This window comes from Salipiger mangrovisoli (assembly GCF_015223355.1).
GTDB classification, from domain to species: Bacteria; Pseudomonadota; Alphaproteobacteria; order Rhodobacterales; family Rhodobacteraceae; genus Salipiger; species Salipiger mangrovisoli.
In genome coordinates, this window is sequence record NZ_JADFFK010000001.1 from 482,607 (window position 1) to 501,039 (window position 18,433).

The window sequence follows — 18,433 nt, forward strand, 5'->3', positions numbered from 1 at the left end:
CCATGACAACCAGACGCAGTTTCATCGCCAGCCTGCTGGCCGTTTCGGCCGCACCTGCGACCGGCTGGGCGGCGGTTGGCGATCCCAGCTACCTTGCGGCCGCGAAGCAGGGCGACGGCAGCTTCGTGCTGATCGGCCTGCGCGAGGGCGGCGACGAGGCCTTCCGGGTGCCGCTGCCGGCGCGCGGCCACGCCGCCTGCGCCCATCCCAGCCGCGCCGAGGCGGTGGGCTTCGCGCGCCGTCCCGGCACCTACGCGCTGGTCATCGACTGCATCTCGGGCGAGGTGCTGCACGAGCTGAGCGCGCCCGAGGGGCACAGTTTCAACGGCCACGGGGCCTTCTCTGCCGACGGCACCGTGCTCTTCACCTCCGAGCAGGTGGCCGAGGGCAGCGAGGGGCGGGTCGGCATCTGGGACGTCGATGCCGGTTACGCGCGGGTCTCGGATATTCCGACGCATGGGCTTGGCCCGCACGAGCTGCGGCTGATGCCGGACGGGCAGAGCCTGGTGGTCGCCAATGGCGGCATCCAGACCGACGCCTTCGACCGCAACCAGCTCAATGTCGACACCATGCAGCCGAGCCTCGCCTATGTCGGCTTCGACGGCAGCCTGCTGGAGCGGGTCGAACTCGACCCCGAGCTGCATCAGAATTCGATCCGCCATCTGGCGCTGCGGCCCGATGGTCTGGTCGGCTTCTGCATGCAGTGGCAAGGCGAGGCGGGAGCGGCAACGCCGCTGCTGGGGCTGCACCGCCGCGGCGCGGCGCCGGTGCTCTGCGAGGCGCCGCTGGAGGATGAGCTGGTGATGTCGGGCTACGCGGGCAGCGTCGCCTTTGCCGGAGGCGGGAGCGAGATCGCCATCACCTCGCCGAAGGGCGGGCGGATGCACCGTTTCTCGGATGCGGGAGAGTTTCTCGGGGCGGTGTCGCGGACGGATGTCTGCGGGCTGGCCACGCATGACGGCGGCTACATGGCCAGCGACGGGCTGGGCGGGCTGATCCTGGTGCAGGGCAAGACCCCGAAGCCGCTGCGCCGGGCCGAGGTCGCCTGGGACAACCACCTGGTGCGCATCGCGGGCTAGGGGCAGGGCCACGCCGCCACAGGTCAAGAGAAAAGCGGGCCGCAACGGCCCGCTTTCAGCATCGGATGGGGGGAAGCCTCAGGCCGCCGCTTCGGTCTTCGCGTTGGCGAGGTACTCGAGCAGGTTTTCCGGGCTCGACACGCCGTAGGGATCCTCGCCGTGGTTGTCGCACAGGCCCGGCTCCTCGAACCATGCCTCGACCACGCCGTCGTCGATGATCGCCGCATAGCGCCAGGAGCGCATGCCGAAGCCGAGGTTGTCCTTGTTCACCAGCATGCCGATGCGGCGGGTGAACTCGCCCGAGCCGTCCGGGATCACCTTGACGGCCTCGAGGTTCTGCGACTTGGCCCATTGGTTCATCACGAAGCTGTCGTTGACCGACATGCAGTAGATCTCGTCGATGCCATTGGCGCGGAAGGTCTCGGCGTTCTTTTCAAAGCCCGGCAGCTGGTAGGTCGAGCAGGTCGGGGTGAAGGCGCCCGGCAGCGAGAAGAGGATCACGCGCTTGCCCTTGAAGTAATCCGCCGTGGTCATGTCCTGCCAACGGAAGGGGTTCGGTCCCTCGATCGCTTCGTCGCGGACGCGGGTGCGGAAGGTGACATTGGGAAGCGCGACGCCGGTTCTCATTCTGATGTCCTTTCGGGAACTTGGGTCATGGGCTCTCCTCCTTGCCGTGGGGATAGGCGGCGGCGACGGCGGGCGCAAGCGGAAGCCGGCCGCTACGGAAAGCTGCCGTCCACTTGTGACCACGGTTGCCCGGCGATTGCGCTTTTGAGCGGATCGGCGTAGGGGAGGCAGCGACACGTGACGCCTCGCGGGGGGTGCCGATCCAGGGTGCGGGGGTGGAACCTCTGCCGGAACGGGTCTATCCTGCGGGCATCTTGACCCACATCGCGGGGGAAACGCTTTGCGAGACCTGAAGATCCCGGCGCAGCGCCATCCGGAGAAGGCGCATCGTCCCGACAATGCCCAGCCCAAGAAACCGGACTGGATTCGCGTCAAGGCACCGGGCGGTGCGGGCTATAACGAGACCCGCCGCATCATGCGCGAGCACAAGCTGGTCACCGTCTGCGAAGAGGCCGGCTGCCCCAACGTGGGCGAGTGCTGGAGTCAGGGCCACGCCACCATGATGATCATGGGCGACATCTGTACCCGTGGCTGCACCTTCTGCAACATCGCCACCGGCCGCCCCGACACCCTCGACGTCTTCGAGCCCGGCCGAGTCGCCGACTCGGTGCAGAAGCTGGGGCTGAAGCACGTCGTGATCACATCGGTGGACCGCGACGACCTCGACGATGGCGGCGCTGAACATTTCGCCCAGACCATCCGAGCGATCCGTCACCGCTCGCCGGAAACCACCATCGAGATCCTGACGCCGGACTTCCTGAAGTCCAAGCCCGGCGCGCTGGAGACCGTCGTGGCCGCGCTTCCCGACGTGTTCAACCACAACCTGGAAACGGTGCCCGGCCTTTATCCCACGGTGCGCCCCGGCGCGCGCTACTTCCATTCGCTGCGCCTGCTGCAACGGGTCAAGGAACTGGATCCGCACATCTTTACCAAATCCGGCATCATGGTCGGTCTGGGCGAGGAGCGTCAGCAGGTTGTGCAGGTGATGGACGACATGCGCGCCGCCGACATCGACTTCCTGACCATCGGCCAGTACCTGCAACCGACGCCGAAGCACCACCGGGTTGACCGTTTCGTCACGCCGGACGAGTTCGCATCCTACGAGAAAGCGGCCTTCGGCAAGGGCTTCCTGATGGTTTCGGCGACGCCGCTGACCCGGTCGAGCTATCACGCCGGCGACGACTTCGCCCGCCTGCGCGCGGCCCGCGAGGCCAAGCTCGCCAACGGCTGACCCGCCCGAAGGGCGCGCAAGCCCCGGACATGGATAGGCCCTCGCAGGTGACTGCGAGGGCCTTTCTCGTCAGTGCCGGGGTCCGGCAGTGCCGTCGCGCAGGGCGGCGGCACCTTGGCGAGACCGAGCGTCGAGGCTCAGTCGGCCTTCGGAAGCATCACGACGGTGGTCGAGATGTTGTAAGGCAGGATTACGATTTCGTGCACTTCGGGATCGCCGCCGGCGAAAGAAATCTGCATTGCTGCTTCGCAGATTTTTTCCTCTGCAGCGGTCATGGAACCGGCCTGTTTTTCGGCTGCGGCGGCGATATCATCCGAAACAGCGATGATGAACTTCTCGCAGTTGACTTGCTTCACATTTGCAAACGCTGCGCTCGACGACATGACAAGCACAAGCGAAATAGCGGAAATTTTCGTGAACTTCATCTCAATAACTCCAAATTAATATGAATCAGACGTTACCTAGGGGCAACCATTCTTGCAACCTAATGTTGCTGGCGCCGGATGTGTAAACTACCATGCTGCGAGTGCAAAATCCTGCACGAGGGTACTAAAATAAGGTCATATCACTCCCGGACGATTTGTAGAAGAACAAGGTTTCTATCCGTCGGACGCGCTGTGTCGCAGCGTTGCGGCCGATCGCGGCGCGGAAATCGCTTCGGATGGGCTTTGCGTTCCTGCCGCGCGCCTCTTAGGATTCCGTGATCACGGCAGGGAAGGGTGCGCGGGATGCTGATCCGGGTTGGGGATGATCGGACCGGGGTCATCGACCTTTTCCTCGCCGGTGTGCTGTCGTCGGTGTCAGGGGCCCTGAACGCGGTGGGGTTCCTGATCGCAGGGTCGTTTACCGCGAATATGACCGGCAATATCTCGGCCTTTGCCGACCATATGGCCGGCGGCGCGGTGCTGCTGTCCTTGTCCTTCCTTGGACTGGTGGCGGCCTTCATCTGCGGCGCGGCGGCCGCGGGTTTCGCGATCCAGTCGGGAGAACGCCATCACCTGCGAACGATCTATGCGCTGGCGATCGTCGCCGAAGCGCTGTTCGTGCTGCTGCTCGGGGTCTTGCTGGCGCTCTGGCCCTCGGTGCCGCAGGGGCTGCTCGTCAGCGCGCTCAGTTTTGTCATGGGGCTGCAGAACGCGGTGACCACGATGATCTCGAGCTCGCGTGTCCGCACCACCCATGTCTCTGGCATGGCGACCGACATCGGCATCGGCCTGGCGCTGCTGTTCGGCAACCCCGGAGCGCGGCGGGATACGCTGCCGAAGCTGCGGCTGCACAGCCTGACGCTGGTCTGCTTCGCCTGTGGCGGGGTGCTCGGGGCCGTGCTCTTCGGGCTTGTCGGCCATTGGCTCTTCACGCTCTGCGGCGCGGTGCTGCTGCTCATCTCCGTGCCACCCGTCCTGCGCGCAGCGGCGTCTTCGCGGCCGTGAGCGCAATCAGGTGGCGGGGAATATCCCGGCTTCATCCTGTATACGAATGTATTCAGTTAATTATCTGAAATAGAAGGATTAAATTCTTTACATCGGGCCGGGTGACGCTAGTGTCCCCGCAACGTCCCGGAGCCAGACCCATGCCGCCCATCACAGATCATCCGCTGCGCTACGAGCTCGCCAACGAGCTTCACGCCCGTCCGTTTCCGTCGCTCGAGGTGCCGTGCCGCGCGATCTACCTCGCCATCAAACGCCCCACCGATGCCGCGTCGCGTGATCGGAACGAGGATCTTGCGCATCTGGTCGACCTGCTGGATCGCCACGGCGCTCCGCACCCGCAGCCCGAGGCGCGGCATTATGCCGGCCGGATTGGCAAGGCCGAGATCAAGTGGGAACTGCACACCGAGTTCGTCACCTATACCGCCTTCCTGCCGGGACTTGGCGAGATGCCCTTCGATCCGCGCGATTTCGGCATTTTTCCCGAGGATTGGCTGCAGACGCTGCCCGGCGTCCGGATGACCTCGGCGATGATCCGCGTCACCGAGCGCCCGGCGGATCCCGCGGCGATCAACGCTGCCTGCGGCGACTGGTTCGTGCCCGACAGCATCGCGGTAAGCCGGATGCTCGACGACGCGCTGGTCACCGCCGGCGATTTCCGCATCGACCCGGCGGGTCATCAGCGCTTCGCCATCTTCGTCAGTCCCGGCGTCGGCGCGCAGCGGGTGGGGCGCGTCGTGCAGCGCATCTGCGAGATCGAGGTCTACAAGACCATGGCCATGCTCGGCTTCACGCGGGTCAGCGCGATCCGGTCCGAGCTGACGCGCATCGACGAGACCCTGACGCGGCTCTCGACCGAGATGTCGCACGGCGATGCCCCCGAGGAGGACGTGTTGAAAGCGCTGCTCGGCGTGTCCTCCGAGCTGGAGACCGTGCAGGCGCAGAGCGCCTTCCGCCTGTCGGCCACGGCGGCCTATGAAGCATTGGTCAACCAGCGCATCACGGTGCTGCGCGAGGAGCGTTTCGAGGGGCGGCAGACCTTCCGCGAGTTCATGGCGCGGCGCTTCGAGCCGGCCATGCGGACTGTCAAGAGCAGCGAGAAGCGGCTCGCCGAGATGTCGGCGCGGGCGATGCGTGCGGGCGAGCTGCTGCGCACCAGCGTCGAGGTCAAGCGCTCCGCCCAGAACCAGGAGATCCTTGCCAGCCTCGATCGCCGGGCCGATCAGCAGCTGCAGTTGCAGACCACGGTCGAGGGGCTGTCGGTTGTGGCGATCTCCTATTACGCGGTCTCGCTTGTGGGCTATCTGCTCTACCCGGTGGCGGATGTCGTCGGCATCTCCAAGGGCGCGCTCACCGCGCTGGCGGTGATCCCCGTGGCGTTGCTGGTCTGGTTCGGCATCCGTCGCATCCGCCATTCGGTGCACTGACGCCGCGCCTGTTCCGCGAGAGGTTGGCCTTTGCCGGCGCTTTGGGCTAAAGCGCTGGCAAGACCGATCCGGAGAAGCATCATGCGCGCCAATATCTTCTGCATCAAATGGGGCACTGCCTTTGGCCCGGAGTACGTCAACCGGCTCTATTCCGGCGTGCGCCGCCACATGGACCGCCCGGTGCGCTTCTTCTGCATGACCGAGCACGCCGAGGGGCTGCATCCCGACATCGAGATCCTCGATCTGCCGGTCGAACCTTTCGCCGAGCCGATGGCCGCAGCGCTGGCCGTGGCCAACCGGCAGGGCGCGATGCGCAAGATTTCCCTGTTCCGTCCCGGACTTGTGCCCGACCTCGAAGGGCCGGTGCTGGGCTTCGATCTCGATGTCGTGATCACCGGGCCGCTCGGCGACATTCACGACCTCGTGCCGGGGACCGTCGCCATGCGCCACGACTGGACCGAGAAGCGCAAGGGCCGGCCCACCGGGCACGGCTCGGTGTTCCGCTTCGATCCGGCGCAGCACGGGTTCCTTTACGAGGATCTGGCAGCCAACGCCTACGCCGAGGTCGAGAGGGCCCGCGGCTCGGAACAGAGATACACCTCTCACAAGGCGATGGACAATGGTGTTTTCACATACATTCCAGAGCCTTGGGTCGTTTCGTTCAAGTATGACTGCAACCCGTTTCCGGGCAATTGGCTGCATGCGCCGCGGCTGCCCGAGGCTGCGCGCGTGGTCTGCTTCCACGGCCATCCGAAGATGTCCGAGGCCCTCGAAGGCTACAACGGCAGCTTCATTCGCCACTCCAAGCGCTGCGACTGGCTGCGGGAGCATTGGATCGACCGGGCGCAGGCGGATCTCGGCTCAGACTGGGCCTGAGCGGTCCGCCGGACCTGATCGGACACACAAATTAACCGTTATGCTTGCCGAGCAAGCCGCCCGCGCGGTATGAGCGGCGTCAACATTGGGAACTTGAGAGAGAGGCAGAGCAATGCGTCGCGTTGTGGTTACCGGGCTGGGGCTTGTCACGCCGCTGGCGGATGGGGTCGAGAAAAGCTGGGAACGTATTCTGGACGGGCAATCCGGTGCCGGGCCGATCAAGGGCTTCGACACCGAGGGTCTGACCACCACCTACGCCTGCGAAGTGCCGCTGGGCGACGGCTCTGACGGCACCTTCAATGCCGACACCTACATGGAGCCGAAAGAGCAGCGCAAGGTCGATACCTTCATCCTGTTCGGCATGGCCGCCGCGCAGCAGGCCGTCGAGGATTCCGGCTGGCTGCCGACCGAGAAGGAAGATCAGGAGCGCACCGGCGTGCTGATCGGCTCGGGCATCGGTGGTCTCAATTCCATCGCCAATACCGCCGTCATGATGCAGGAAAAGGGCCCGCGCCGCGTGTCGCCCTTCTTCGTGCCCGGCGCGCTGATCAACCTGATCTCGGGTCAGGTGTCGATCAAGTACGGCTTCCGCGGGCCGAACCACTCGGTGGTCACCGCCTGCTCGACCGGCGCCCATGCCATCGGCGACGCGATGCGCCTGATCAAGTACGGCGACGCCGACGTGATGGTCGCGGGCGGTGCCGAGGCGGCGATCTGCAAGATCGGCATCGCCGGCTTCAACGCCTGCAAGGCGCTGTCGACCAAGCGCGCCGACGATCCGACCAAGGCCAGCCGTCCCTATGACGCCGACCGCGACGGCTTCGTCATGGGCGAGGGCGCGGGCGTCGTCGTGCTGGAAGAATACGAGCACGCCAAGGCGCGCGGCGCGAAGATCTACGCCGAGGTGCTCGGCTACGGCCTGTCGGGCGACGCCTACCACATCACCGCCCCGTCGGAAGACGGCGACGGCGCCCTGCGCTCGATGGGCGCGGCACTGAAGTCGGCGGGCCTCGAGGCGAGCCAGATCGACTACATCAACGCCCACGGCACCTCGACCATGGCCGACACGATCGAGCTTGGCGCGGTCGAGAAGCTGCTTGGCGAGCATGCTGCCCATGTGACCATGTCCTCGACCAAGTCCGCGACCGGCCACCTGCTGGGCGCTGCTGGCGCGATCGAGGCGATCTTCTCGATCCTCGCGATCCGTGACCAGGTTGCGCCGCCGACGATCAACCTCGACAACCCGGCGGTGGAGACGCCGATTGACCTCGCGCCCAATGCCAAGCGCGCGCGCAAGATCGACTACGCGCTCTCCAACAGCTTCGGCTTCGGCGGCACCAACGCGAGCGTGATCTTCGGGAAGGCCAGCTGAGATGTGGCGCAACATCGCCTCCAACGCGATGACCTTCCTCGTCGTGCTCGTCTTCCTCGCCGGGGGGTTCCTGCTCTGGGCGCAGAACGAGTATAGCGCCGAGGGGCCGCTCACGCAGCCGATCTGCCTTCAGGTGCAGCGCGGCTCGAACTTCGGTCGGGTCTCGCGCGATCTTGCCGAGCAGGGGGCGGTCAGCTCGGACATGCTGTTCCGGCTCGGCGCGGATTACACCGACAAGACCGGCGCGCTGAAGGCGGGTTCCTACCTGGTGCCCGAGCGCGCCTCGATGTCGCAGATCACCGACATCGTCACCAAGGGTGGCGCCTCGACCTGCGGCACCGAGGTGGTCTACCGCATCGGCGTGAACAGCGCCGAGGTGCAGGTGCGCGAGCTCGACCCCGAAACCGGCCGCTACGTCGAGCGGATCGAATTCGATCCCGCCAGCGAGGAGCCGCATCCCGAGGGCTACGAGACGATCAAGTCCGAGGTCGGCACGCGCTTCCGCGTGGCGCTGGCCGAGGGCGTGACCAGCTGGAAGGTGGTCGAGGAGCTGGGCCTCATCGACATCCTAGAGGGCGAGGCGGGCGAGCGCCCGGCCGAGGGCTCGCTGGCCCCCGACAGCTACGAGATCACCCCCGGCGACAGCCGCGCCGATCTCGTCACGCGGATGCGCCAGGCGCAGGAGGCGATCCTCGCCGAGGCCTGGGCCAATCGCGCCGAGGGCGTGCCCTACGAAAGCCCCGAGGAAGCGCTGGTCATGGCGTCGATCGTCGAGAAGGAAACCGGGGTCGCCGACGAACGCCCGCTGGTGGCCTCGGTCTTCGTCAACCGGCTCGAACGCGGCATGCGCCTGCAGACGGACCCGACGGTGATCTACGGGCTGACCAATGGCGAGGGTGTGCTGGGCCGGGGCCTGCGCCAGTCCGAACTGCGCAAGGAAACGCCCTACAACACCTATGTCATCGACGGGCTGCCGCCGACCCCGATCGCCAATCCGGGCCGCGCCAGCATCGAGGCGGCGTTGAACCCGGCGCAATCGGAGTATCTCTACTTCGTGGCGGATGGCTCGGGCGGCCATGCCTTCGCGGCGACGCTCAACGAGCACAACCGCAACGTCGCCAACTGGCGCAAGATCGAAGCGCAGAAGACCGAGGGCAACTGAGGGTTTCCTGCCGAAGACAGAAAAGGCCGGGCGCGATGCCCGGCCTTTTTCGTATTGGGCTGTGTGTGCAGGATGCCTGTCGGCCCGGGCTCAAGCCGACGCCGACGCAGCGGGGCGGGCGTTTCAGCCCTTGATCACCCGCGCCAATGCGCAGAACTGCTCGAGCGAGACCTGCTCGGCGCGCTCGGTGGGCTCGATGCCCGCGGCCAGCAGCTTCTCCTCGATGTCCGGCGCCAGCCCCTTGAGCGCGGCGCGCAGCATCTTGCGGCGCTGGTTGAAGGCCATGGCGACCACCCGTTCCAGCGTCTTGGCATCGGCGGGGAAGCGCGGCTCGGGCAGCGCCTTCAGGTGCACCACGGCCGAGGAGACCTTGGGCGGCGGGGTGAAGGCCGAGGGCGGCAGGCTGATCACGATGCGCGCCTCGCAGCGCCATTGCGCCAGCAGCGCCAGCCGACCGTAGGCCTTCGATCCCGGCTGCGCCACGATGCGCTCGGCCACTTCGCGCTGGAACATCAGCGTCAGCGTCGACCAGAACGGCGGCCAGTCGGTCGGGGTCAGCCAGCGCACCAGCAACTCGGTGCCGACGTTGTAGGGCAGGTTGGCGCAGATGGCGATCGGCGGGGTCAGCTTCTCCAGCGGGTCGACCTGCAGCGCGTCGCCATTGATCACCTCGAGCCGGCCCTCGTAATGCCGCGCGATCTCGTCCAGCGCCGGCAGGCAGCGCTCGTCCTTTTCCACCGCAAGCACCCGGCGCGCGCCCTCGGCGAGCAGGCCGCGGGTGAGGCCACCCGGGCCGGGGCCGACCTCGAGCACGTCCATGCCCGAAAGGTCCCCCGCCGCCCGCGCGATCTTGGCGGTCAGGTTCAGGTCGAGCAGGAAGTTCTGGCCCAGCGACTTCTTGGCGCTGAGCTGATGCGTCGCGATCACCTCGCGCAGCGGAGGAAGGCCGTCGATCCCGCTCATGCTGTCATCTTTCCTTGAATACTCCGGGGTGTGCCCGCAGGGCGAGGGGCAGAGCCCCTCTATACCCTTACCCGCGTGCCGCGCCAGCCGAAAGCTCGGCGGCCATGCGCAGCGCGGCCAGCGTCGAGGAGGGATTGGCGATCCCCTTGCCCGCGATGTCGAAGGCGGTGCCATGGTCGGGCGAGGTGCGCACGAAGGGCAGGCCCAGCGTCACGTTGACGCCCTCGTCGAAGCCCAGCGTCTTGACCGGGATCAGCGCCTGATCGTGGTACATGCAGACCGCCACGTCGTAGCGGGCGCGGGCGGCGGCGTGGAACATGGTGTCGGCGGGCAGCGGGCCGGCAAGGTCCATGCCTTCGCCGCGCAGCCGGTCCAGCAGCGGGGAGATCATCTCGATTTCCTGCATCCCCATGCGTCCGCCTTCGCCGGCGTGCGGGTTCAGTCCCGCGACGGCGATGCGCGGATGCGGAATGCCGAAGCCCGCCATGGCGTCATGGGTGATCCTGAGCCGCGCTTCCAGAAGCTCCGAGGTCAGCGCCTGCGGCACCTCCTCGAGCGCGATGTGGATGGTGGCGGGCACCACCTTCAGCTCGGGGCAGGCGAGCATCATCACCACCTCGGGCACGCCGCCAAGATGGGCAAGGAACTCGGTGTGGCCGGGGAAGGCGAAGCCGCATCCCTCGGCCAGCGCCTGCTTGGAGATGGGGAGGGTGCAGAGCGCCGCCGCCTCGCCAGACCGGCAGAGTGCGACACCGCGCTCGATGGCCGCCACCACGCCCGCCGCCTGCACCGCCTGTGGCACGCCGGGCAGGCGCGGACCCGGCATTTCCTGCACCAGCACCGGCAGACCGCGGGTCGCGGCCCCGGCTGCCTCGGCGGGGCGGTCGATCACAACGTGCGGAACGCCGCCCGGAAGGTGCCGGGGCTCGCCGATCCAGAAGAACGGCAGCGAGGCCCCCAGCTCTGACCAGCATGCCTCGGCAAGCTCGGGACCGATGCCCGAGGGCTCGCCGCAGGACAGCGCGATGGGCAGGGCCGGGGCCGCGCTCATTTCTCCACGATATGCGCGTTGGCGCGCAGCTGGGCGAGATAGGCCTCGGCCATCTGGTTGAGCCGCTGGTTGCGCAGCCCGATGGTCACCTGCTGGCGATCGGCGTCCGCCGCGACGCTGGCGGTGCGGCCGCACAGCATGAGCACCATCAGCGTCTGCCCGTTCGAGCGGGTCAGCGCCGTGGAGATCTCGCCCGGATCAAGCTTCGAGAGCTCGTAGGCGATGTCGGTCGGAAGCTCGGAAGGCGCCATCGATTGGCGCTGGAGCACCTCGGCGGGCTGACCCTTGGCATAGCCATAGAGATCATCGCAGCGATCGACCTTGCTGGCCAGCACGCGGGCCTTGGCCAGGGTCTCGGGGCTGCGGCCGCCGGCCATGTAATAGGTCGCGTAATCCACCGAGGCGATCTCGGGGGCCGAATAGCCGGTTTCCTCGACCTGGCGCATCTGGAACAGCGCCACGGCCCCCGGGATCGGGATCGGCGCGGTCACCTCGCCCGGCGACAGGCCGATGACCAGCGGGCGCAGCACCGGCGGCAGCTCGGACAGGTCCTGCCAGGGCAGGCGGCCGCCTTCGCCGCGGGTCGCGGTGGCGGAATATTCGCGCGCGGCGGCCGAGAACTCGGCGGTCGAGCGGTACTGCGAGATGCGCTCGGCCAGGCTCTGGACCTGCTGCTCGGTGCCGGGGCGGATCGGGATGATCAGCTCGGACAGGAGCACGCGCACGTTCGAGCCGGTGCCGCTGCCCGAAAGCGCGCGGTCGACTTCCTCGTCGCTGACGTTGGTGCGGGCCTGGAAGCGCTGCTGCACCAGCTGCCGCCAGGCGAAGCCGGCGCGCACGAAGTCGCGGAAGGTCTGTTCTTCAACGCCGTTCTGCGCCAGCACGCCGACGAACTGCTCCAGGCTGAGGTTGCCGCGCTGCGCGAACTCGGTCATGCCGTCGCGAAGTTCCTCGTCGGTCGGCACGATGCCGGCGTCCTTGGCGGCTTGCAGCCGCAGCCGGTCGTCAACGAGCTGCTCGCGGGCGAGGGAGATCGGATCGGTGCCCGAGTTCAGCACCTCGATCATCCGGGCGCGCTGCTGGATCTCGTAGGTGGTGATCACCATCTCGTCGACGAGGATCGCGGGCGAGAAGAGCCCCTGTGCCGGCAGCGCCACCGGGGCGAGCGCCAGCCCGGCGGCACAGATGACGGAGCGGAGGAAACGTGCGGGGATCACTTGCATTGGCGTCGATACTCCTTGGCGCTTTCCGAGGTTCCGAAGCCAGTCAGCGCCACGGAGAGGCCATAATCGGTGGACGGTTCCAGGTTGGTCGAGGACGCGTATTTGCGCGTCACCGAGAAGTCGACCTGGACGCATTCATTGCGGTATTGCAGGCCGAAACCGCTGCGGTCAAGCCGTTGATCGGCAAGGTCGTAGCGCCATTCTGCCGAGCTGGTCCAATTGGTCGCGAAACGGTAGCTGCCTTCGAGTGACCATTCGGACTGGGTCTCGTCGCGCTCTTCCTGAGCGTCCTGTACCAGCAGCAGGTAAGAGGCGCCGAGATCGATACGGTCGTTGGACCAATCGACCCGTGCCTCGGCCTTGTTCAGGTCGCTGGCATCCGCCATCAGCCCGCGGGCAGAGATGGTCAGGCCGCTGTCGTTGCTGAAGCCGGCGGCGACGAGCCAGTCCGACAGCGCGCTGTCGAGGCCCGTGGACTGGCTGAAGTCCTCGTCGACCTCGTCCTGCCAGACCCGGCCCATGGTCATGCTGGCGCGCCAGCCCTGGGGCGCCTCGTGCAGCCAGCGCAGGCCGGCGGCCAGCGTCTGGCCGTGCTCGCGGCGGTCGGCCGCTGGGAAGCGTGACAGCGCCAGCAGGTTGGCCTCGTCGAATTCGACGCGGGTGCTTTCATCGGCGACGATGTTGACCCGGCTGCCGCCCATCAGCCCGTATTGCATCACCGGCTCGAGCAGCGTGTGCGAGCCGTCCGCGCCGTGCCGGACAAGCGGCCAGCGCAGTTCAAGCGCGGTGCCTGCCATGGCGCGCGAGACATCGCTTTCTGACAAGCTGTCCTGGCGGTAGGCGTAGCGGTCGAACCAAAGCTCGGTGGTCACCCCGAAGCGGAGCCCGCCGTCCAGCGTCCAGCGCCGCCGCCAGCTCGCCTCGGCGCTGAGCCGGGCAACATCGCGCCCTTCGATATCGTCCGAAGAGGCGCGGTAGTGGCCATGGATCTCGGTGCCCAGCCGCAGCTCGCCACCGATCCGGTTCGGGAAGAAGCGCTTTTCGTAGGACGTATCGATGATCCAGGACGGCAGCAGCGCGTCCTTTTCCGAGGCGCGCAGGGACTGGTAATGCGCCAGGCCGATCTGCAGCAAGTCGTCCGAGCGTGCGCGCGACAGCTCGATCGTGCTGTCGAGACGGTCGAGATCCTCGTAGTCGTAGTCGTTGAGATAGGCCTCGTCGCTGACCATCTTGAGGTCGAAATCGAGCTGGAACTCGTTGCGCAGGCCGAAATTGCCCTCGGCGAACAGGTAGCCGCGGGTCTCGTCGCTGGTCAGCGTGTCGCGGGTCAGCGCGCCGTTGACCTCGACGTCGCCGTTGACGAAGGCGCGGCGGTAGCGCGTCTCGAGGGTTTTGGTGACCGAGGAGATATAGGGCGTAAGCGTGACGTCCTGGTGATCGCCGATCGGGATGAAATAGGGAATCTTCACTCCGAAACCGAGCAGCGTCGTCGTCCGGTAGGAAGGGACGAGGAAGCCGCGCGCGCGTTTCAGCGAAGGGTCGGGCAGGCGCACGCTGGGCAGCCAGAGGAGCGGCACGTCGAGCACGCGCAGCTGCGCTCCTTCAAGGTAGAATTGCCGGGAGACCTGGTCGTGCACGATGCGCTCTGCGCGAATTGCCCAGAGTGGCACCTCGTCGGGGCCGCAAACCTGGCAGGAGCTCACGGCGACGCGGCTGAGCTGGGTGAAGCGCCCCTCCGCCCGGCGCGCCTCGACCGCGGCGAGCTGGAGCTGGTCTTCCATCACCATGCGGGCCCCAAGCAGGATGCCGTTGCGGATGCCCTCGTCGAGTTGCGCGCTTTCGGCGAGCAAAAGGTTGCCCGAGGCGTCGGTGATGCGCACCGGGCCTTCGATGTCGAGCGTTCCCGACTTCTGGTCATAGACGATCCGGCTGGCGGCAAGCCGCGTACCATCCTGGAGCGCCTCGACATTGCCCTGGGCGATCAGGCGGTTGCCGTCTTCGACAAAGACTTCGTCGGCGACGAGGATCGCCGGACTTTCGCCCTCGGAGGGGGAAATCTGGGTGGAGGTCTGCGCGCGCAGGGTCTGAGGCAGCGCGGCGGCGAGCGGCAGGCTCAGCGCCAGCGCCGTGGCGAGCAGGCGGGTCTTGGGAGTCATCCTTCCTCCATCTGAAGCACCAGTCCGAGCGCCAGCAGCAAGGCGGCGACGGGTGGCACCCATGCGGCGAGCAGCGGGTTGAGCTGCCCGTTTTCGCCGAGGATCTGCGCGAAGTTCCTGACGTAGTAAAGCCCGAAGCCGAGCATGACCGCCGCGAGCACCGACAGACCGGTGTTGGCGAGCCGTGCGGGGCGCATGGTGAACCCCGCGGCGACCAGCACCATGGCCACCAGGAAGATCGGCTGCGCCAGTTCCGATTGCAGCCAGACGATGTGGCGGCGCGCCGAGAAGCCTGCTTCTTCCAGGCCGTGAATGAACGCCGGCAATTCCCAGATGGGAATCGCCGAAGGCTGGCCGAAGCGGTCGCGGATGCCGTCTTGGGTCAGGTTCGAGGGCAGGCGCAGCTCGGCGTAGGTTTCTGCGGCCTGCTCCGGGTTGGCGGTGTCGCCCAGCGGCCAGGTCTTGGCATTGGTCAGAACCCAGTCGCCGGCCTCGAGCTGGCCGCGTTCGGCGACGATCCGCTGCTCGGGTCCGCCGCCCGCAGCGTAGGAGACGAAGCTCACGTCGTAGAGCACACTGGCATCGGGGTTGGTGCGGCTGGCGCGGATCACCGTCTGCGCGCCGCCCGTGCCCTGGCGCAACCACAGGCCCTCGGCGCCGATCGACAGGATCGAGCCGCCGTCGCTGTCCCAGTCCTGTTCGAGGTCCGCGGCCCGCTTCGAGGTGGCGGCGACGATGGGATTGAGCATCCCGACGGCCAGCCCGGCGATCACCAGGGCAACGCCCACCGGACCCATCAGCGCGGCCAGCCCCGACCGGCCCGCTGCCCGGCTGACCACCAGTTCCGAGCTGCGCGCCAGCGAGATGCAGAGCGCGATGGCGGCAAGAATCGTGACCAGCGGCAGGATGGTGTAGGTGCCGCCGGGCAGGTTCAGCAGCGTCATGTGCAGCACCTGCCCGAAGCTCACCTTTTCGCCGAATTTGCGCAGTTGCTCGACCAGGTCGACCAGGAAGAAGAACAGCGCGAAGATCAGCGCGATGGCGAGGAAGAACTTCAGGAAACGCCGGGCGAAGTAGAAATGCAGGATCATGCCGCCGCTCCGGGGACAGGTGTGGTGCGGCTGCGCTTGCCGGGTCGCCGCATCCGAGAGGCGTGCCAGAGCATGGTGCCGCTGATCGCGAAGCCGACGAGACTGGGCAGGTATATGAGCGGCCAGAGCGCGGGGTTCGTCCGCACCGGCGTCGAGACCGAACTCTCGATGATCTTGATCAGCACCAGCAGGAAGATGGCACCGACGATCTGCCGCGTGACGCCGAAGCGCGAGAAGCTGCCGGTCATCAGCGCCGCGTAGCCGATCAGCGCCGCCACCACGCAGAGCAGAGGTTGCTCGAAGCGCATATGCGCTTCCTCGAGGATTTCGCCGATGGTGTCATTGACCTCGATGGCGACGGCCTCGGTGTCGGCCAGCAGCTCGAACGTGCCGATCTGCCGCGCGCGGCGGCCGGGGCGGCGGTCCGGGGTGATGAGGCTCGAGATATCGTAGGTCAGGTCGCTGAAGGTCGTGGTGGACAGCGCCTTGTCCGCGCGGCGCAGGGTCTGTGCGGTGCCCTCGACCATGGTCAACATCGTGGCATCGTTCTCGCTGCGCACGATGTAGGCGGTGCGCGCGGTGTAGATCACCTCGCGGTCCTTCAGGCGGCGGTCCGACAGGAAGACGTCGCGCAGCTCGCCCTCGGGCGAAATCTCGCGGATGTAGAAGGTGACGCCCTTGGCCGGATGCAGGAAGGTGCCCTCGTGCAGCAGCCGGGCCGAGACCGAGCCCGAGATCTCGGCCTCGCGCTCGCGCAGCTGCCCGTAGGAGAGCGGCACCAGCACATGCGCCAGCACCGCCATCATCGCGCCGATGATCAGCCCGAACACCAGCACCGGGCGGGCCAGACGCCATGGCGAGTAACCGGTGGCCTGCACCACGGTCAGCTCCGAATCGTTGCTCGATCGGTTGATCACGTAGACCGAGGCCGCAAAGGCGGCGATGGGCAGCACGATGGCGATCACCGCGGGCAGGCTGAGCAGCGTGAATTCGATGAAGACGCTGCCCGAGTGGCCATCGGCGATCAGGTCACCGAACAGGCTTACCGCGCGGTTCACCCAGTAGACCATCACCAGAACCAGCGAGAAAAACCCGAACAGGACCATGAGCTGCGACAGCATGTATCTGTCGAATCTCTGCACTATTAATCCCCCGGCTTTCCTTTGGTGACGACCCTAGACCAACGCTCATCGCGGGAAAAGGTGCCTCTGGTCAACCCGATTGCGGGGCTCTAGGACTCTCGGACCAGAGACGGCAACAGGGGAGGCAGGCGGATGACGCAGCTGCGCAGATTCGAATTCTCGGCGGTGGACCTCGATGGGCTGGCGGAATGCTCCGGCAGGATGGCGCTGCTGATCAATGCCGAGGGCCGCATGAGCCCGGCTGCGCGGCGTCTCAACCGGCTGACGAAGGGCGCGCTGGCGCGTGTTCTGGCCTCGGATCGCTGGCAAAAGGCGAAAACCGGCGAGATGGTGACGCTGACCTATCCCGCCGGGCTGGCGGTCGAGGCGCTGGACGTGGTGAAACTCGAGCGCCGCGGAACCGCTGCCGAGGCGCGCAGCGCGGGTGCCGCGCTGGCGGTGGCCACAGGCACCATGGCGCTGACCGTTGTCGCGGAAAGCACCGCGCGGCTGCCGCATTTGGCGCTGGGTCTGGCGCTGCGGGGGCACGCGGTGGTCAATCACAAGTCCGAGAGTTCCGAAGCGCCGGCGACCGCGACCATCCTTTGTGCCAAGCCCGATGAGACCAGCAAGGCCGCGGCCTCGCTGCTGGCGGTGGGCGAGGGAGTCGCCTTCACCCGCGATCTGGTGAGCGAGCCCGCCAACGTGCTGACCACCGAGGAGTTCGCGGGCCGGCTTCAGGAGTTGACCGCGCTCGGGATCGAGGTCGAGGTGCTCGAAGAGGCCCGCATGGCCGAGCTTGGCATGAACGCGCTGCTGGCCGTGGGGCAGGGCTCTGCCGCGCCGTCGAAGATGGTGGTCATGCGCTGGAAGGGGGCCGAGGGCGATCCGCTGGCGCTGGTCGGCAAGGGCGTGGTCTTCGACACCGGCGGCATCTCGCTGAAGCCGGGTCCGGGAATGGAAGACATGACCATGGACATGGGCGGCGCGGGCACCGTCGCGGGCGTGATGAAGGCGCTGGCGCTGCGCAAGGCCAAGGCGCATGTGGTGGGGCTTGTCGGTCTGGTCGAGAACATGCCCTCGGGCACGGCGATGCGTCCCGGCGACATCGTGGCGTCGATGAAGGGCGACACGATCGAGATCCTCAACACCGACGCCGAGGGGCGGCTCGTACTCTGCGACGTGCTGTGGTACGCGCAGCAACACGTGAAGCCCATCGCGATGGTCGATCTCGCGACCCTGACCGGGGCCTGCATCGTGGCGCTGGGGCACGAGAACGCGGCGGTCTACGCCAATGATGACGGGTTTGCCGACGCCTTCCTCAAGGCCGCGAAGGCCGAGGGCGAGGGCGCCTGGCGGATGCCACTGGGACAGGCCTATGACGATATGCTGAAGTCGCCGCTGGCAGATATGAAAAACATCGGCGGGCGGCCCGCGGGCTCGATCACCGCGGCGCAGTTCCTCAAACGCTTCGTGAAAGACGACATGCCGTGGATCCATCTGGACATCGCCGGCGTTGCAAAGCTGAAGTCGGCCTCGCTGCTGGCACCCGCCGGGGCCACCGGCTGGGGGGTCCTGTCGCTCGACCGTCTTATCCGTGACCGTTTCGAGAGCAAGGACGGCTGAG

Annotated in this window: 16 protein-coding genes; 8 read left to right on the forward strand and 8 right to left on the reverse strand. The window is 67.0% G+C overall.

Features of this window, described 5'->3' with window-relative positions; all coding sequences use genetic code 11:
* Window positions 1-2 precede the first annotated feature (2 nt).
* The gene (locus IQ782_RS02350) at window positions 3-1,079 is read left to right on the forward strand and encodes a DUF1513 domain-containing protein (protein WP_194132984.1); all 1,077 of its coding nucleotides are present in this window, start codon (window positions 3-5) and stop codon (window positions 1,077-1,079) included.
* A gap of 78 nt (window positions 1,080-1,157) precedes the next feature.
* On the opposite strand, the gene IQ782_RS02355 is transcribed toward IQ782_RS02350, so the two are convergent.
* Window positions 1,158-1,706 carry a peroxiredoxin gene (locus tag IQ782_RS02355; RefSeq protein WP_194132985.1) on the reverse strand — a complete coding sequence of 183 codons (549 nt, stop codon included), beginning with the start codon at window positions 1,704-1,706 and terminating at the stop codon, window positions 1,158-1,160.
* A 280-nt stretch (window positions 1,707-1,986) separates the two neighbouring features.
* On the opposite strand from IQ782_RS02355, the gene lipA reads away from it, so the two are divergent.
* Window positions 1,987-2,937 (forward strand): lipoyl synthase, encoded by a 951-nt coding sequence (gene lipA / locus IQ782_RS02360; RefSeq protein ID WP_194132986.1) that lies wholly within the window; start codon window positions 1,987-1,989, stop codon window positions 2,935-2,937.
* 137 nt (window positions 2,938-3,074) lie between these two features.
* Here the strand turns inward: lipA and IQ782_RS02365 are convergent, their stop codons facing one another.
* Window positions 3,075-3,362 (reverse strand): hypothetical protein, encoded by a 288-nt coding sequence (locus IQ782_RS02365; RefSeq protein WP_194132987.1) that lies wholly within the window; start codon window positions 3,360-3,362, stop codon window positions 3,075-3,077.
* A 303-nt stretch (window positions 3,363-3,665) separates the two neighbouring features.
* On the opposite strand from IQ782_RS02365, the gene IQ782_RS02370 reads away from it, so the two are divergent.
* The 5 genes from IQ782_RS02370 to mltG all read left to right on the forward strand — a co-directional run bounded on the left by IQ782_RS02370 (window position 3,666) and on the right by mltG (window position 9,201).
* Window positions 3,666-4,367, forward strand: coding sequence for a YoaK family protein (locus IQ782_RS02370; RefSeq protein WP_194132988.1), 702 nt, complete (start codon window positions 3,666-3,668; stop codon window positions 4,365-4,367).
* Between the two features lie 140 nt (window positions 4,368-4,507).
* Window positions 4,508-5,791, forward strand: a complete 1,284-nt coding sequence (locus IQ782_RS02375) for a DUF3422 family protein (RefSeq protein ID WP_194132989.1) — start codon at window positions 4,508-4,510, stop codon at window positions 5,789-5,791.
* 81 nt (window positions 5,792-5,872) lie between these two features.
* Window positions 5,873-6,667 (forward strand): glycosyl transferase, encoded by a 795-nt coding sequence (locus IQ782_RS02380; RefSeq protein ID WP_194132990.1) that lies wholly within the window; start codon window positions 5,873-5,875, stop codon window positions 6,665-6,667.
* Between the two features lie 112 nt (window positions 6,668-6,779).
* Window positions 6,780-8,039 (forward strand): beta-ketoacyl-ACP synthase II, encoded by a 1,260-nt coding sequence (fabF, locus tag IQ782_RS02385; RefSeq protein ID WP_194132991.1) that lies wholly within the window; start codon window positions 6,780-6,782, stop codon window positions 8,037-8,039.
* A gap of 1 nt (window position 8,040) precedes the next feature.
* Window positions 8,041-9,201, forward strand: coding sequence for an endolytic transglycosylase MltG (gene mltG, locus IQ782_RS02390; protein WP_194132992.1), 1,161 nt, complete (start codon window positions 8,041-8,043; stop codon window positions 9,199-9,201).
* Between the two features lie 123 nt (window positions 9,202-9,324).
* On the opposite strand, the gene rsmA is transcribed toward mltG, so the two are convergent.
* From rsmA to lptF, 6 genes are all read right to left on the reverse strand, one after another.
* Window positions 9,325-10,164, reverse strand: coding sequence for a 16S rRNA (adenine(1518)-N(6)/adenine(1519)-N(6))-dimethyltransferase RsmA (gene rsmA / locus IQ782_RS02395; protein WP_194132993.1), 840 nt, complete (start codon window positions 10,162-10,164; stop codon window positions 9,325-9,327).
* Window positions 10,165-10,231: 67 nt separating this feature from the next.
* Window positions 10,232-11,215 (reverse strand): 4-hydroxythreonine-4-phosphate dehydrogenase PdxA, encoded by a 984-nt coding sequence (gene pdxA / locus IQ782_RS02400; protein WP_194132994.1) that lies wholly within the window; start codon window positions 11,213-11,215, stop codon window positions 10,232-10,234.
* A complete protein-coding gene (locus tag IQ782_RS02405) occupies window positions 11,212-12,438 on the reverse strand; it encodes a peptidylprolyl isomerase (protein WP_194132995.1) in 1,227 nt (408 codons plus the stop codon). The genes pdxA and IQ782_RS02405 overlap by 4 nt, the downstream gene beginning before the upstream one ends.
* Entirely contained in the window at window positions 12,429-14,594 is a 2,166-nt protein-coding gene (locus tag IQ782_RS02410; protein WP_194132996.1) for an LPS-assembly protein LptD, read from the reverse strand. The genes IQ782_RS02405 and IQ782_RS02410 overlap by 10 nt, the downstream gene beginning before the upstream one ends.
* Window positions 14,591-15,685 (reverse strand): LPS export ABC transporter permease LptG, encoded by a 1,095-nt coding sequence (lptG, locus tag IQ782_RS02415; protein ID WP_194132997.1) that lies wholly within the window; start codon window positions 15,683-15,685, stop codon window positions 14,591-14,593. The genes IQ782_RS02410 and lptG overlap by 4 nt, the downstream gene beginning before the upstream one ends.
* Complete coding sequence (lptF, locus tag IQ782_RS02420; RefSeq protein WP_194133208.1) at window positions 15,682-16,806, reverse strand: LPS export ABC transporter permease LptF; 1,125 nt, start codon at window positions 16,804-16,806, stop codon at window positions 15,682-15,684. The genes lptG and lptF overlap by 4 nt, the downstream gene beginning before the upstream one ends.
* Window positions 16,807-16,959: 153 nt before the next feature.
* Between lptF and IQ782_RS02425 the strand changes: the two genes are divergently transcribed.
* Window positions 16,960-18,432 carry a leucyl aminopeptidase gene (locus IQ782_RS02425; protein WP_194132998.1) on the forward strand — a complete coding sequence of 491 codons (1,473 nt, stop codon included), beginning with the start codon at window positions 16,960-16,962 and terminating at the stop codon, window positions 18,430-18,432.
* The last annotated feature ends 1 nt before the right edge of the window (window position 18,433 follow it).